Genomic DNA, 12,487 nt, shown 5'->3' on the forward strand with positions numbered 1-12,487 from the left:
TCAGGCATGGTGGGCCTCACGGTTCAGGTGGATGGCGTTGCCGGGGCAGGGCGAGACGCAGGCGCCGCAGCCGGTGCACAGGGTCGGGTCGAGGGTAGGCAGGGAGGGGCCGCCGAGTTGCGGGCGGAAGCGGATGGCGCGTGGTTCGCAGGCATCGTCGCAGCTGCGGCAGTGGATGCCGGCGCGGGCCAGGCAGTGGTCGTCGATCTGCGCGCGCCAGGGAAACGCCTCGCGGCTCAGGTCGAACACCTCGGCTTCGCAGGCGCGCGCGCAGGCACCGCACAGGCTGCAGCCGGCGTTGGTGAAGTCCAGCTGCGGATAGCCGCCGTCGCCGATGCGCAACACCTGTTCGGGGCAAGCGTCGATGCAGGCATTGCAGCGTGTGCAGCCTTCGAGAAATTCGCTGGCGGTGGCGGTCCATGGCGGGCGACGTACTTCAGGCGCACCGCCCAGGCGCCGCAGCAGGGCGCGTCGGGCGAGCATCGTGGCACCTCTACGTCGGCGGGCCGGGCGGCCCCGCCACCAGCTGGACCATCCAGACGATAAAGCCGTAGCCACCGACAATGGCCACGGACAGCAGAGGGAACAGGCAGATCACGAGGAACAGGAACAGCCGGGTTTCCTTGCCTTTATCCGTGCCGGGTCCGGTCTCTTCAGTCATTTGGTCAGCCTCCCGCCAACGACTGGGAATGAGCCTAGTCCCTGCGCTGTGTGTGGGCAAAAGCCTACGAGCGTTATTCTTTTTTCATACAGCGCTTTCGTTCAGCGATGGTTCAGCGCTCTGACAGGTTCCGTTCAGAGCCCTCCTCGTAATCTTTTCCCCGTCAACCCATTACTGACCTCTGACGGGAGAATCCCCATGAAAGCCATGAAGAAAATCGCCCTCGCCAGCGCCATCCTCGGTGCCAGTGTCGCCGCTACTGCCGCCAACGCCGCCGACACCTTCGTCGGCATGACCTGGGGCGAAACCAGCAACAACATCCAGAAATCCGATGCGCTGAATCGCAACCTGAACAATCCCAAGTTCGACAGCGTGATCAACAACAGTGGCACCTGGGGCGTGCGCGCCGGCCAGCAGATGGAGCAGGGCCGCTACTACGTCACCTATGAAAACGTCTCCGACACCGAGAACGGCCTGAAGCTGCGCCAGCAGAACCTGCTCGGCAGCTACGACGCCTTCCTGCCGCTGGGCGACCAGGGCACCAAGCTGTTCGGCGGCGGCACCGCCGGCCTGGTCAAGCTGGAGCAGGACTCCAAGGGCTACAGCCGCGACAGTGACGTGGGTTACGCCATCGGCGCCCAAGCCGGTATCCTCCAGGAACTCGGCAAGAACGCATCCGTGGAAGGCGGCTACCGTTACCTGCGTACCAACGCGAGTACCGAAATGAGCCCGCACGGTGGCAGCAAGGTGGGATCCCTTGACCTGCACAGCAGCTCCCAGTTCTACCTGGGCGCCAACTACAAGTTCTGACCGGTACCGCAACCGGGCCTCGCGTGGCCCGGTTGCCTGACTCAGGGAGCACGCGCATGAAACTGCTGGTGGTGGAAGACGAGGCGCTGTTGCGCCATCACCTGTACACCCGGCTCGGCGAGCAAGGCCATGTGGTCGATGCGGTCGCCAATGCCGAAGAGGCGCTGTACCGCGCCGCCGAATACCATCACGACCTGGCGATGATCGACCTTGGGCTGCCTGGTATGAGCGGGCTGGACCTGATCCGCGAATTCCGCAGCCAGGGCAAGACCTTCCCCATCCTCATCCTCACCGCTCGCGGCAACTGGCAGGACAAGGTCGAAGGCCTGGCCGCCGGCGCCGACGACTACGTGGTCAAGCCCTTCCAGTTCGAAGAACTCGAGGCCCGCCTGAACGCGCTGCTGCGCCGCTCCAGCGGCTTCGCCCAGTCGAGCATCGAGGCCGGCCCGCTGGTGCTGGACATCAACCGCAAGCAGGCGCTGGTCAACGGTGAGTCGCTGCAGTTGACTGCCTTCGAGTACCGCATCCTCGAATACCTCATGCGCCATCATCAGCAGGTGGTCGCCAAGGAGCGCCTGATCGAGCAGCTCTACCCGGACGACGACGAGCGCGACCCGAACGTCATCGAGGTACTGGTCGGGCGCCTGCGCCGCAAGCTGGAGAGCGCAGCGGGCTTCAAACCGATCGATACCGTGCGCGGCCAGGGCTACATCTTCAACGAGCTGTGTAAATGATCCGCTCGCTGCGCCTGCGCCTGATGATCGGTGCGGCGATTCTCGCCGTGCTGTTCATGGCCGCGTTGCTGCCGGCGCTCCAGCGGGCATTCAGCATCGCCCTGGAGAATGCCATCCAGCAACGCCTGGCGGCGGACGTGGCGACCCTGGTGTCCTCGGCGCGTATCGAAGGCGAAGTCCTGAGCATGCCCGACCATCTGCCGGTGGAGGACTTCAACCTTCCCGAATCCAAGTTGCTGGGCTTCATCTATGACCAGTCCGGCAAGCTGGTCTGGCGTTCCACCTCGGCCCAGGACGAGAGCGTCGACTACTCACCCAAGTACGATGGCATGATCGACGAGTTCACCCGCATCCGCGATGCCTCTGGCCAGGAGTTCTTCGTCTACGACGTGGAGATTGACCTGCTCGGCGGCAAGCGTGCTGCGTACAGCATCGTCACCATGCAGCCGGAGAGCGAATTCCGCGAACTGGTCAGTGGCTTCCGCGACCAGCTCTACCTTTGGCTCGGCGGCGCGCTTCTGTTGCTGCTGGGCCTGCTCTGGCTCGGCCTGGGCTGGGGCTTTCGCTCCATGCGCGGGCTGCGCTCGGAGCTGGACCAGATCGAGGCCGGTGATCGCGAACGCCTGAGCGATGACCATCCAGCCGAGATGCTGCGTCTGACCGACTCGGTCAACCGCCTGCTGGAAAGCGAGCGCGCCCAGCGCGAGCGCTATCGCAATTCCCTGGGCGACCTCGCTCACAGCCTGAAGACTCCGCTGGCGGTGCTGCAGGGCGTCAGCGAAACCCTCGCCGACCAGCCGCAGAACCGCGAGCAGATGCAGGTGCTGCAGACCCAGATCGAGCGCATGAGCCAGCAGATCGGCTACCAGTTGCAGCGCGCGACCCTGCGCAAGAGTGGCCTGATTCGCCACCGCTCGGCCCTCGATCCGCTGCTGGATACCATCGCTGGTGCGCTGGACAAGGTCTACCACGACAAGCGCGTGAAGCTCGAACGTGATATCCCGCCGGGCCTGGCCCTGCCGCTGGAAAAGGGCGCGCTGCTGGAGATGCTCGGCAACCTGCTGGAGAACGCCTATCGTCTGTGCCTGACCACGGTGAAGGTCAGCGCGCGCAAGGAGGGTCGAATATTCGAACTGATCATCGAGGACGACGGCCCCGGTGTTCCCGCCAGCCAGCGCGAGCGCATCCTCAAGCGCGGCGAGCGCCTGGATACCCAGCATCCCGGCCAGGGCATCGGCACGGCGGTGGTCAAGGACATCATCGACAGCTACGACGGCGAGCTGGCGCTGGAGGATTCCGCGCTGGGCGGCGCTTGCTTCCGCATTCGCCTGCCGGGTTGATCGAGAGTCGGCGCGAACACTCATCGCACCGCGCTCCCCCAGACGAGATCGTGCCTTCGTCTCATTCCCCCTGCTGTGCCCGATACGCCCCCGGCGTCAGTCCCGTCCATTTCTTGAACGCCCGGTGGAACGCCGATGGCTCGGAGAAACCGAGCTGGTCGGCGATATCCTGAATGGAGTGCTCGTCGCGGCCCAGGTAGTAGATCGCCAGGTCGCGGCGCAGCTGGTCCTTCAACTCCTGGAAGTTTGGCCCTTCTTCCCGCAGATGGCGGCGCAGGGTCTGCGGGCTCATGTGCAGTTGCGCAGCGACCTGCTCCAGGTCCGGCCAGCGGCGGCAGTCGCGGCCGAGCAGGCGGCGGATCTGGCTGGTCAGGCTGTCGCCGCCGTCGGGGCGGGCGAGCAGGTCGGCGGGCGAGTCCTTGAGGAAGTGCTTGAGCGTGCGCTCGTCCTGCAGCAGCGGCATGTCCAGGTAGCGCGCTTGCAACAGCAGGCTGGTGCTGCCGGCGGAAAAGCGGCGAGGGCAGGGGAACAGCAGGTCGTACTCGGCCTGGTGCTCGGGCGGCGGGTAGCTGAAGGTGGCTTCCTCCAGGCGGATGCGCTGGCCGATCAGCCAACTGGCCAGGCGATGCCAGATCAGCAGCAGGCTCTCGGCAAGGAAGTGGTCCGGGTCGCGCAGGTGGGTCTCGTCCAGGGTCAGCCGGGCGCGGTCACCGTCGCGCACCAGCTCGATCCGCGGCGCCTCGGGAAACAACCCGTAGAACAGCGAACCGCGGCCCAGCGCCTTCTCCAGCGTGCGGCAGTGGATGATCGCGTTGCACATCATGGCGAAGGTGCCGCGCTTGCTCGGCAGGCTGCCGAAACCCATGTATTCGTCGTCCAGCGCTTCCCAGAGTGTCTGCATCAGCCGGCTGAACTGCTCGGGATCGATCCGTGCGCGAGGTTCGTCGAGGATGGCCGGGACGATGCCGGCGTCGCGCAGCAGCGCCTGGACGTCGAGGCCCTTGCGCTGGGCGCCATGGACGGCGGCGCGGACGAAATGGCTGGCAATGGTGCGTTCACGCATGAGCGGTCCTTGTTGTTCTGTCCGCATGTCCGAAAGAACAGTGCGGCAAACCCGATCGAACCTGATCGGAGTTCTACAATCTACGGTACGAAGGCCGTGGCGGATACCCGCCAGAGGGCGGGAAACCCGCCAGCGAGGAGGCGGGTTTCCGCCAGATTCGGCGCCTTCCGTGCCCTGACTTTTTACGGAAGTCGTTGAATTTAAAGGGGTTACATATTTTCTAAAGGTCTGGCACAGCACTTGCGATAGGCGAGCAAGGCCTGCCGTCTGGCATGCCCTGAAAACAAATTCTCCCATTGCAGGGAGATAACGCGTTCGGTCTTGCGCCTCCCCCGGAGCGCAGGCCCAGAGGACAGAGCTGCCATGACCAAGCAACCCTTCTACAAAAGCCTGTATGTGCAGGTACTGATCGCCATCGCCATCGGTATCGCACTCGGCCACTTCTACCCCGACACCGCCAAACTGATGAAGCCGCTGGGCGATGGCTTCGTCAAACTGATCAAGATGGCCATCGCGCCGATCATCTTCTGCACCGTGGTTACCGGTATCGCCGGCATGCAGAGCATGAAGGCCGTGGGGAAGACGGGTGGCATGGCGCTGCTGTACTTCGAAATCGTTTCGACCATCGCGCTGATCATTGGCCTGGTCGTGGTCAACGTCGTCCAGCCGGGCGCCGGCATGCACGCCGACGTCGCCACGCTGACCGCCGAAATGAACAAGAACGCGGCGCTAACCGGCTTCATCGCTTCGGGCGAGAAGCAGAGCACCATCGACTTCTTCATGAACGTCATCCCGAGCACCGTGGTCGGCGCCTTCGCCAACGGTGACATCCTCCAGGTGCTGTTCTTCTCCGTGCTGTTCGGCTACGCGCTGCACCGCCTGGGTGACTACGGCAAGCCGGTGTTCGAGTTCATCGATCGCATCACCCACGTGATGTTCAACATCATCAACGTGATCATGAAGGTCGCGCCCATCGGTGCCTTCGGTGCCATGGCCTTCACCATCGGTGCCTACGGCCTCGGCTCGCTGGTGCAGCTGGGCCAGCTGATGCTGTGCTTCTACGTCACCTGCCTGCTGTTCGTGCTGATCGTGCTGGGCGGCATTGCCCGCGCCCACGGTTTCAGCATCCTGCGCTTCATCTCCTACATCCGCGAAGAACTGCTGATCGTGCTGGGCACCTCGTCCTCCGAATCGGCCCTGCCGCGCATGATCGCCAAGATGGAGAAACTGGGCGCCGACAAGAGCGTCGTCGGCCTGGTGATCCCGACCGGCTACTCGTTCAACCTGGACGGCACCTCGATCTACCTGACCATGGCCGCCGTGTTCATCGCCCAGGCCACCGACACCCCGATGGACATCACCCACCAGCTGACCCTGCTGGTCGTCCTGCTGATCGCCTCCAAGGGCGCCGCCGGGGTCACCGGTTCGGGCTTCATCGTGCTGGCTGCCACCCTGTCCGCCGTTGGCCACCTGCCGGTGGCGGGCCTGGCGCTGATCCTGGGCATCGACCGCTTCATGTCCGAAGCCCGCGCGCTGACCAACCTGGTCGGCAATGGCGTGGCCACCATCGTGGTCGCCAAGTGGTGCAAGCAGCTGGACGAGAAGACCCTGTCCGCAGAACTGGCCGCCGGCCCGGGCAACTCCGCGGAGCTGCAGCCATCCTGACGCGCTTTCCAAAGAGCAATTCGGCCCGGTGAACGTGAAGCACCGGAGCCTTTCCAGCCCGCTCGATTGAGCGGGCTTTTTTATGGGCGGGTGGTTGGTGGCGGCGCGCGTTTTGTAGGAGCGAGCTTGCTCGCGAACGGTTTCCCGGCAGCTTTGGAGGTGGGCGGGTTCGCGAGCAAGCTCGCTCCTACAGTGGCTGCGGGCGTGTGCAGCCAGGACGGGGCGTCGTCAGCCTTGCAACATTCCAGGGAGCGCCCGGCGCGCATGGGAGCGGACTCCGCTCGCGATTGGCCGGCCGCCAGCGGCGAGGGTGTGCATCAACGAGAAAGGCGCACGCAGAAAAGCGGAAAGGAATCAGAGAATGATCTTGTCCTTGAGCTTCTCCGCCGCCTGCTGCAGCGCCTGGATGACCCGTTCCTTGTCGTAGTTCTGCACGTTGTTGGTGTCCAGGTACATGGAGAAGCCCGGCACCTCGTGCTCGACGAAGCTGGGGTTGGAGCCCAGGTCGCGGCGGAAGTCGACCACCTGGTAGATCTGTACCGGCTTGCTGAAGCCCTTCACGGCGATCTGCCCCTTGTCGCGGCACATCAGCACGTCCTTCACCAGCGAGTAGGTTTCGTGGCTGATGAGGATCTCGCCGGCTTCGGCGGCGCTTTCCAGGCGGCTGGCGAGGTTCACTTCGCGGCCGATGATGGTGTAGTCCATGCGCGTGTCGGCGCCGAAGTTGCCCACGGTGCAGTAGCCGGTGTTCAGGCCCATGCGCACTTCCAGCGGCTTGGTGATGCCCTGGGCGCGCCACTGCTGGCGCATGACCTTCATGTGCTTGCGCATGGCCACCGCCATGGACACGGCGGCCACGGCGTCCTTCTTCGCGCCCTGGGTGGCCGGGTCGCCGAAGAACACCATCACGCAGTCGCCGACGAACTTGTCGATTGTGCCGCCGTACTTCAGGGCGATCTTCGACATCTCGTTGAGGTAGTTGTTGAGCATGTCGGTGAGGGCTTCGGCTTCCAGCTCCTCGGACAGCTCGGTGAAGCCCTTGATGTCGGAGAAGAACACCGTGAGCTTCTTGCGCTGGGTTTCCAGGCGCACCGTGCGCTTGCCGCTGAAGATCGATTCCCACACCTGCGGCGACAGGTACTTGGCCAGGTTGCTGGCCAGGCGCGCGGCCTTTTCCTGCTCCAGGGTGATGTCCGAGCGGGCCTGGGCCAGGCGCAGGCCCTGCTGGTGCACGAAGAAGGCGGTGATGCAGATGTACAGGGTCGAGAACAGCACGCTGACCAGCGAAACGATGGCGGGGGTCGCGCCCTTGTAGCCCGGAGTGATCAGCGCCGCAGACAGCACCGAGGCGCTCAGCCCCACCAGCAGCGCCAGCCCCAGCGAGCGCAGGCCGCCGATGATCAGTGCCGAGAAGGAAAGGATCAGCACCAGCATCAGGCTGGGTACCTCGGAGAACCCCAGCAGCGTGGTGGCGATACCGGCGTGCAGCGCGTCGATGAACAGCAGCACCAGGCGGGTACGCTGCGGGTTGTCGCGCTTGAAGCGGCGGCTGACCTGCTGGGCCAGGTGCGGGTAGAGCAGGACGTACGGGATCATCCAGAGGATGTCGTAGCCGAAGTACTTGGCGAAGGTGCCGGCGGTGATGGTCGCGGCGATGGCGATATAGGCCAGCACGCGGGAATGGTATTCGCGCAGAGGAGTGGGGGAGAGCGGACTACTGGATCGCTCGAGAACGTTAGGCTTCATGCGCAGGAAACTTCCCTAATGCGTGTGGGCTTGTGGCCAATTACGCGTCTGAATTTTGGGAATCTTATTCCATGCGCTACCCCGGAGCCAGCGGCGGCTAGCGACTGCTCGTCGCGGACCGCCGGTCGCTTCGGGACCCTCAGGCCATGCTGCCGTCGGGCTTCTGGTAGATCGAGCGGCGCGGCTGGGCGAAGACCCGGCGCAGCATGGGTTCGAAGAACTCCAGGGGCAGCACTTCACCGTCCGGATCGAAGGCGGCGGCGTCGTAGCGCGCGCAGAATTCGATGGTCCGCTCGAACTGCGGGTGGTCCTTGAACTGCTCGCGCAGGTGCCGGTCCAGGCCCAGGTGATGGAAGAAGTAGTAGCCCTGGAAGATCGCGTGCTTCTCGATCATCCACAGGTTCTCTTCGCTGACGAACGGCTTGAGGATGGCCGCGGCGATGTCGGCGTGGTTGAACGAGCCGAGGGTGTCGCCGATGTCGTGGAGCAGGGCGCAGACCACGTACTCCTCGTCGCGGCCGTCGCGGTGGGCCAGGGTGGCGGTCTGCAGCGAGTGGGTCAGGCGGTCCACCGGAAAGCCGCCGAAGTCGCCGTCGAGCAGGCGCAGGTGGGTCATGATCCGGTCGGGCAGAAGCGCGGCGTACTGGCCGAAGTCCTTGGCGATGATCGCCCAGTCCTCGGCGGTGCCGTCTTCCATGTGGGTGAAGTTGGCGCGTGCGTTCATCAGGCTGTGCTCTCTTGTGATTGTCGTGGCGTGTCTGGATGGCACCGATCCAGTCTAGAAGCCTGACGGGCACGCGGTAGTGTCCGCGCAGCGCCAGCGGGGTGTCCCGGCGCGCGCGAATGGTGCGGCATCAGCCGCGCGGATGGCGGCGGGTGTTCAAGGTTCGCTCAGGGGTTCTGCGGATCGTGCCCCAGCGACTGCAGGAACAGCGAGAACAGCTCCGGCTGCGAGGAGATGTCGAGCTTGTTGTAGAGGTGGCGGCGGTGGACCTTGATGGTCTCCGGGGAGATCGCCAGGCGCTCGGCCATGGCCTTGGAGGAGTAACCCCGCAGGATCAGCCGGGCGATCTCCAGTTCGCGTTCGGAGAGCACACCCGCGCCGAAGTGGCTCAGGGCGTCACGTACCTGCACTGCCACGCCGTCGCTGGCGCCCGGCAGCAGGCGCTGGCTGCGTTGCTGCCAGTGCTGCTGCATCAAGGCCAGCACCCAGGGGCAGAGCATCGCCAGCAGGCCGGTCTGCTCGCCATCGAACAGCCGGCGCATACCCAGTGACAGCGACAGCGCGCCCTGGCCGGGCAACTGCAGGATGAACTGCACCTCGTCCTCCAGCACGTTGTCGTGGAAGTAGCTGAGGAAGTACTCGCTCTGGCGGAACTGGTCCGGGGAGATTTCCTCCAGCCGGTACAACCCGCTGGGCACGCCCTCGCGGCAGGCCTGGTAGAACGGGTCGAGCTGGTAGAGGCCGTCCAGGTAGATGGCCATGGCGGCTGGGCCGGCGGTGGGCTCGGCATCGTATTCCTCCAGCGCCACCGGAGTGCCGCTGGCCGGGTAGAACATCGCCAGGGCGTTATCGAACGGCAACCACTGGTGCAGCAGCAGGACCAGTTGCTTCCAGAAGCGCGGCTGGCCGATCTGCTCGATGGCGCGACCAAGGTTGGCGTGCATGCCGACTTCGCGGAACAGGTTGTGCATCCGAGGGGATTCTCTGAGAGGGGTGGAGGAGTCGGCCCACGGTTTCCTCCTTTTAACCCGTCGCCGTCAAGGGGGCGTAACCCCAAATGGTGATTGGCCGCCCCCCTCGCCATGCCCAGACTGCACCCCACGCAGCGCCCCGCTCAGAGGGCGCATCAAGGTCTTCGTTCCTGCCTCAGCCACCAATAACAACACGAGGAAACAACGATATGAGCGCTTCCCCTGCGCCAGCGAGCGCGCTCAAGCCCAGCCTGGGCGTGCTCGACGTAGTCGCCATCACCGTCTCGGCGGTCACCCCCGCCAGCTCCGTTTTCGTCATCGCCCCCTTTGCCATCCAGCAGGCCGGCAGCGGGGCCTTCCTGGCGTTCGTCTTCGCCGGGTTCCTGGCCCTGATGTTCGCCTGGTGTTATGCCGAGCTGGGCCGGGCCCACAGCTCCGCCGGCGGCGAGTATGTCTACGCCAAGCGCGTGTTCGGCGGGCTCGCCGGCTACGCCACCTTCCTTACCGTACTGGTCTCGCTGCTGTTCATCCCGCCGGTACTGGCGACGGGGGCGGCGACCTATCTCAACAACGCCCTGGGGACGAACTTCGACACCCAGACCGTGGCCCTGGTGATAGTCGCCGCCAGCTACGTGCTGGGCATCCTGAATATCCGCGTGAACGCCTGGATCACTGGCGTGTTCCTGCTCTGCGAAGTGGCGGCGCTGCTGGTGATCGTGGTGCTCGGCTTCGGCCATGTCAGCCAGCCGGTGAGCGTGCTGGTGCAGCCGCAGCACATCGACGGCGGGATACTGGCCGCCGCGCCCTGGGCGCTGGTGGTCGGCGCCGTGGGTACCGCGCTGTTCTCCTACAACGGCTTCGGCGGCGCAGTGCTGCTGGCCGAGGACATGAAGTGCGGCGGCCGCAACGTACATCGTGCGGTGATCTGGTCGCTGGTGCTGGTGGTGGCGATCGAGATCGTCCCGCTGACCGCGCTGCTGCTGGGCGCGCCTTCGCTGAAAGATATGATCGCCAGCCCCGACCCGGTCGGCTACCTGCTCACCGCCCACGGCAACGAAACGCTGTCGCGGCTGGTCAGCGCCGGCATCTTCCTCTCGGTGTTCAACGCCATAGTCGCCATCGTCATCCAGGTCGGCCGGGTGATCTTCAGCAGCGGCCGCGACGAGCTGTGGACGCCGCTGATGAACCGCGCCTTCACCCGCATCCATCCGCGCTGGGAGTCGCCGTGGATCGCCACGCTGTTCCTCGGGGTGCCCTCGGCGGCGCTGAGCTTCAGCTCGAACCTGGAGGAGCTGACCTCCTTCACCGTGCTGCTGCTGGTGATGGTCTACCTGGTGGTGGCGCTCTGTGCGCTGTTCAGCCGCGTGCTGCGCCGCGATCGCGAGCACCCGTACCGCATGCCGCTGTGGCCGTTGCCCGCGATGCTGGCCGTGGTCGGCGCCGGCTACCTGTTGCTCAACCTGCTGATGGACGCTTCCTCGCGGGACATCATGATCATTGTCGGGATACTGGCCGTGTCGGTGATTCTCTACAGCACCTACGGCAAGCTCAGCCCGGCCTTCCAGAAGCTCTGAAACCCTGCTCGACAACCAAGGAGACAGCATGCGCGCTCGTCAACTCGGCATCACCCTCGGCCTGGGCACGCCCGGCGAGTTCAACGCCATCACCGACGTTCCCGGCATCCGCGTTGGCCACAGCACCCTGATCGGCGAGCGCGATGGTCGCGCCGTACGCACCGGGGTCACGGTGGTCCAGCCGCGCGAGGGGGCGGCACGCCAGCAACCCTGTTTTGCCGGCTGCCATGTGCTCAACGGCAATGGCGACGCCACGGGGCTGGAGTGGATTCGCGAGGCGGGCCTGCTGACCACGCCCATCGCCATCACCAATACCCACAGTGTGGGCGTGGTGCGCGATGCGCTGATCGCCGCCGAGCATGCCGAGTTGGCCGACCCGTCCATCTACTGGTGCATGCCGGTGGTGATGGAAACCTACGATGGGCTGCTCAACGACATCTGGGGCCAGCATGTGCGCGCCGAGCAGGTGCGCGAGGCGTTGGCCGCGGCCGAGTCCGGCCCGGTGCGGGAAGGCCCGGTGGGTGGCGGCACGGGGATGATCTGCCACGAGTTCAAGGGCGGTATCGGCACGGCCTCGCGCAAGCTGCCGGCGGAGCAGGGCGGCTGGACCGTGGGCGCACTGGTGCAGGCCAACCATGGCCAGCGCCGTGAGCTGCGGGTGGACGGCTACCCGGTCGGCCGCCAGCTGGGCGACCTGCCGTCGCCTTTCGCCGAACAGGGCACGCCGGGCATGGGCTCCATCGTGGTGATCCTGGCCACCGATGCGCCGTTGCTGCCGCACCAGTGCCAGCGCCTGGCGCAACGCGCCTCGCTGGGGATCGCCCGGACTGGTGGCGGGACCGACGATTCCAGCGGCGACATCTTCCTTGCCTTCGCCACCGGCAACCGCGACCTGCCGCCGGCGGACTACGGGCGCAAGAACCTGCCGTTCGCCACGGCGCTGGAGATGGTCAACAACGACCACATCTCGCCACTGTTCGCCGCCGCGGCGGAAGCGGTGGAGGAGGCCATCGTCAACGTGCTGCTGGCCGGCAAGGACATGCGCACCGACGACGGCGTGCTGGTGCCGGCGCTGAGCGGGGAGCGCTTGCTGGCGGCATTGCGTGAGACCGGCTGGAAGGGATAACCGGGGCATCCGGCACACTGTTGCATGAACGGAGCATGAAAAAAGCCGGGGCTGCTGGGCAGCTCCGGCTTTT

General features: G+C 65.4%; 12 protein-coding genes. 6 read left to right on the top strand and 6 right to left on the bottom strand.

From position 1 onward, the window contains the following. Positions 1–483, bottom strand: a complete 483-nt coding sequence (gene napF, locus GJV37_RS25655) for a ferredoxin-type protein NapF (protein ID WP_084358932.1) — start codon at positions 481–483, stop codon at positions 1–3. 10 nt (positions 484–493) lie between these two features. Next, complete coding sequence (gene napE / locus GJV37_RS25660; RefSeq protein ID WP_024763134.1) at positions 494–661, bottom strand: periplasmic nitrate reductase, NapE protein; 168 nt, start codon at positions 659–661, stop codon at positions 494–496. Positions 662–859: 198 nt separating this feature from the next. On the opposite strand from napE, the gene GJV37_RS25665 reads away from it, so the two are divergent. Genes GJV37_RS25665 through GJV37_RS25675 form a run of 3 tightly spaced genes read left to right on the top strand, consistent with a single transcriptional unit; the run spans position 860 to position 3,545 of the window. Then, positions 860–1,471, top strand: a complete 612-nt coding sequence (locus GJV37_RS25665) for an outer membrane beta-barrel protein (RefSeq protein WP_024763135.1) — start codon at positions 860–862, stop codon at positions 1,469–1,471. 56 nt (positions 1,472–1,527) lie between these two features. Further along, entirely contained in the window at positions 1,528–2,205 is a 678-nt protein-coding gene (locus tag GJV37_RS25670) for a response regulator (RefSeq protein WP_037009287.1), read from the top strand. Beyond that, positions 2,202–3,545 (top strand): ATP-binding protein, encoded by a 1,344-nt coding sequence (locus GJV37_RS25675; protein ID WP_193453071.1) that lies wholly within the window; start codon positions 2,202–2,204, stop codon positions 3,543–3,545. Before GJV37_RS25670 ends, GJV37_RS25675 begins: the two co-directional genes overlap by 4 nt. Before the next feature lie 61 nt (positions 3,546–3,606). On the opposite strand, the gene GJV37_RS25680 is transcribed toward GJV37_RS25675, so the two are convergent. Continuing rightward, positions 3,607–4,608: an AraC family transcriptional regulator gene (locus GJV37_RS25680; protein WP_024763137.1), complete on the bottom strand. Its 1,002-nt coding sequence runs from the start codon at positions 4,606–4,608 to the stop codon at positions 3,607–3,609. Positions 4,609–4,971: 363 nt separating this feature from the next. On the opposite strand from GJV37_RS25680, the gene GJV37_RS25685 reads away from it, so the two are divergent. After that, on the top strand, positions 4,972–6,273 hold the full coding sequence (locus GJV37_RS25685; RefSeq protein WP_024763138.1) for a dicarboxylate/amino acid:cation symporter: 1,302 nt from the start codon (positions 4,972–4,974) through the stop codon (positions 6,271–6,273). Positions 6,274–6,627: 354 nt separating this feature from the next. Here the strand turns inward: GJV37_RS25685 and GJV37_RS25690 are convergent, their stop codons facing one another. The 3 genes from GJV37_RS25690 to GJV37_RS25700 form a co-directional block, all read right to left on the bottom strand. Continuing rightward, entirely contained in the window at positions 6,628–8,019 is a 1,392-nt protein-coding gene (locus GJV37_RS25690; RefSeq protein ID WP_170859724.1) for an adenylate/guanylate cyclase domain-containing protein, read from the bottom strand. Between the two features lie 139 nt (positions 8,020–8,158). Beyond that, positions 8,159–8,743, bottom strand: a complete 585-nt coding sequence (locus tag GJV37_RS25695) for an HD domain-containing protein (RefSeq protein WP_024763139.1) — start codon at positions 8,741–8,743, stop codon at positions 8,159–8,161. 167 nt (positions 8,744–8,910) lie between these two features. Next, on the bottom strand, positions 8,911–9,714 hold the full coding sequence (locus tag GJV37_RS25700; protein ID WP_024763140.1) for a helix-turn-helix transcriptional regulator: 804 nt from the start codon (positions 9,712–9,714) through the stop codon (positions 8,911–8,913). Positions 9,715–9,923: 209 nt separating this feature from the next. Between GJV37_RS25700 and GJV37_RS25705 the strand changes: the two genes are divergently transcribed. Together GJV37_RS25705 and GJV37_RS25710 are read left to right on the top strand one after the other, a co-directional pair. Continuing rightward, positions 9,924–11,288: an APC family permease gene (locus GJV37_RS25705; protein WP_038803426.1), complete on the top strand. Its 1,365-nt coding sequence runs from the start codon at positions 9,924–9,926 to the stop codon at positions 11,286–11,288. A gap of 28 nt (positions 11,289–11,316) precedes the next feature. Continuing rightward, positions 11,317–12,414 (top strand): DmpA family aminopeptidase, encoded by a 1,098-nt coding sequence (locus GJV37_RS25710; protein WP_170859723.1) that lies wholly within the window; start codon positions 11,317–11,319, stop codon positions 12,412–12,414. The last annotated feature ends 73 nt before the right edge of the window (positions 12,415–12,487 follow it).

Source organism: Pseudomonas nitroreducens (assembly GCF_010994165.1).
GTDB lineage: Bacteria > Pseudomonadota > Gammaproteobacteria > Pseudomonadales > Pseudomonadaceae > Pseudomonas > Pseudomonas nitroreducens.

What these genes read in the sequence shown, in the direction of transcription:
- napF (WP_084358932.1), bottom strand. Translation starts at nt 483, where the DNA reads ATGCTCGCCCGACGCGCCCTGCTGCGGCGCCTGGGCGGTGCGCCTGAA.
- napE (WP_024763134.1), bottom strand. Translation starts at nt 661, where the DNA reads ATGACTGAAGAGACCGGACCCGGCACGGATAAAGGCAAGGAAACCCGG.
- GJV37_RS25665 (WP_024763135.1), top strand. Translation starts at nt 860, where the DNA reads ATGAAAGCCATGAAGAAAATCGCCCTCGCCAGCGCCATCCTCGGTGCC.
- GJV37_RS25670 (WP_037009287.1), top strand. Translation starts at nt 1,528, where the DNA reads ATGAAACTGCTGGTGGTGGAAGACGAGGCGCTGTTGCGCCATCACCTG.
- GJV37_RS25675 (WP_193453071.1), top strand. Translation starts at nt 2,202, where the DNA reads ATGATCCGCTCGCTGCGCCTGCGCCTGATGATCGGTGCGGCGATTCTC.
- GJV37_RS25680 (WP_024763137.1), bottom strand. Translation starts at nt 4,608, where the DNA reads ATGCGTGAACGCACCATTGCCAGCCATTTCGTCCGCGCCGCCGTCCAT.
- GJV37_RS25685 (WP_024763138.1), top strand. Translation starts at nt 4,972, where the DNA reads ATGACCAAGCAACCCTTCTACAAAAGCCTGTATGTGCAGGTACTGATC.
- GJV37_RS25690 (WP_170859724.1), bottom strand. Translation starts at nt 8,019, where the DNA reads ATGAAGCCTAACGTTCTCGAGCGATCCAGTAGTCCGCTCTCCCCCACT.
- GJV37_RS25695 (WP_024763139.1), bottom strand. Translation starts at nt 8,743, where the DNA reads ATGAACGCACGCGCCAACTTCACCCACATGGAAGACGGCACCGCCGAG.
- GJV37_RS25700 (WP_024763140.1), bottom strand. Translation starts at nt 9,714, where the DNA reads ATGCACAACCTGTTCCGCGAAGTCGGCATGCACGCCAACCTTGGTCGC.
- GJV37_RS25705 (WP_038803426.1), top strand. Translation starts at nt 9,924, where the DNA reads ATGAGCGCTTCCCCTGCGCCAGCGAGCGCGCTCAAGCCCAGCCTGGGC.
- GJV37_RS25710 (WP_170859723.1), top strand. Translation starts at nt 11,317, where the DNA reads ATGCGCGCTCGTCAACTCGGCATCACCCTCGGCCTGGGCACGCCCGGC.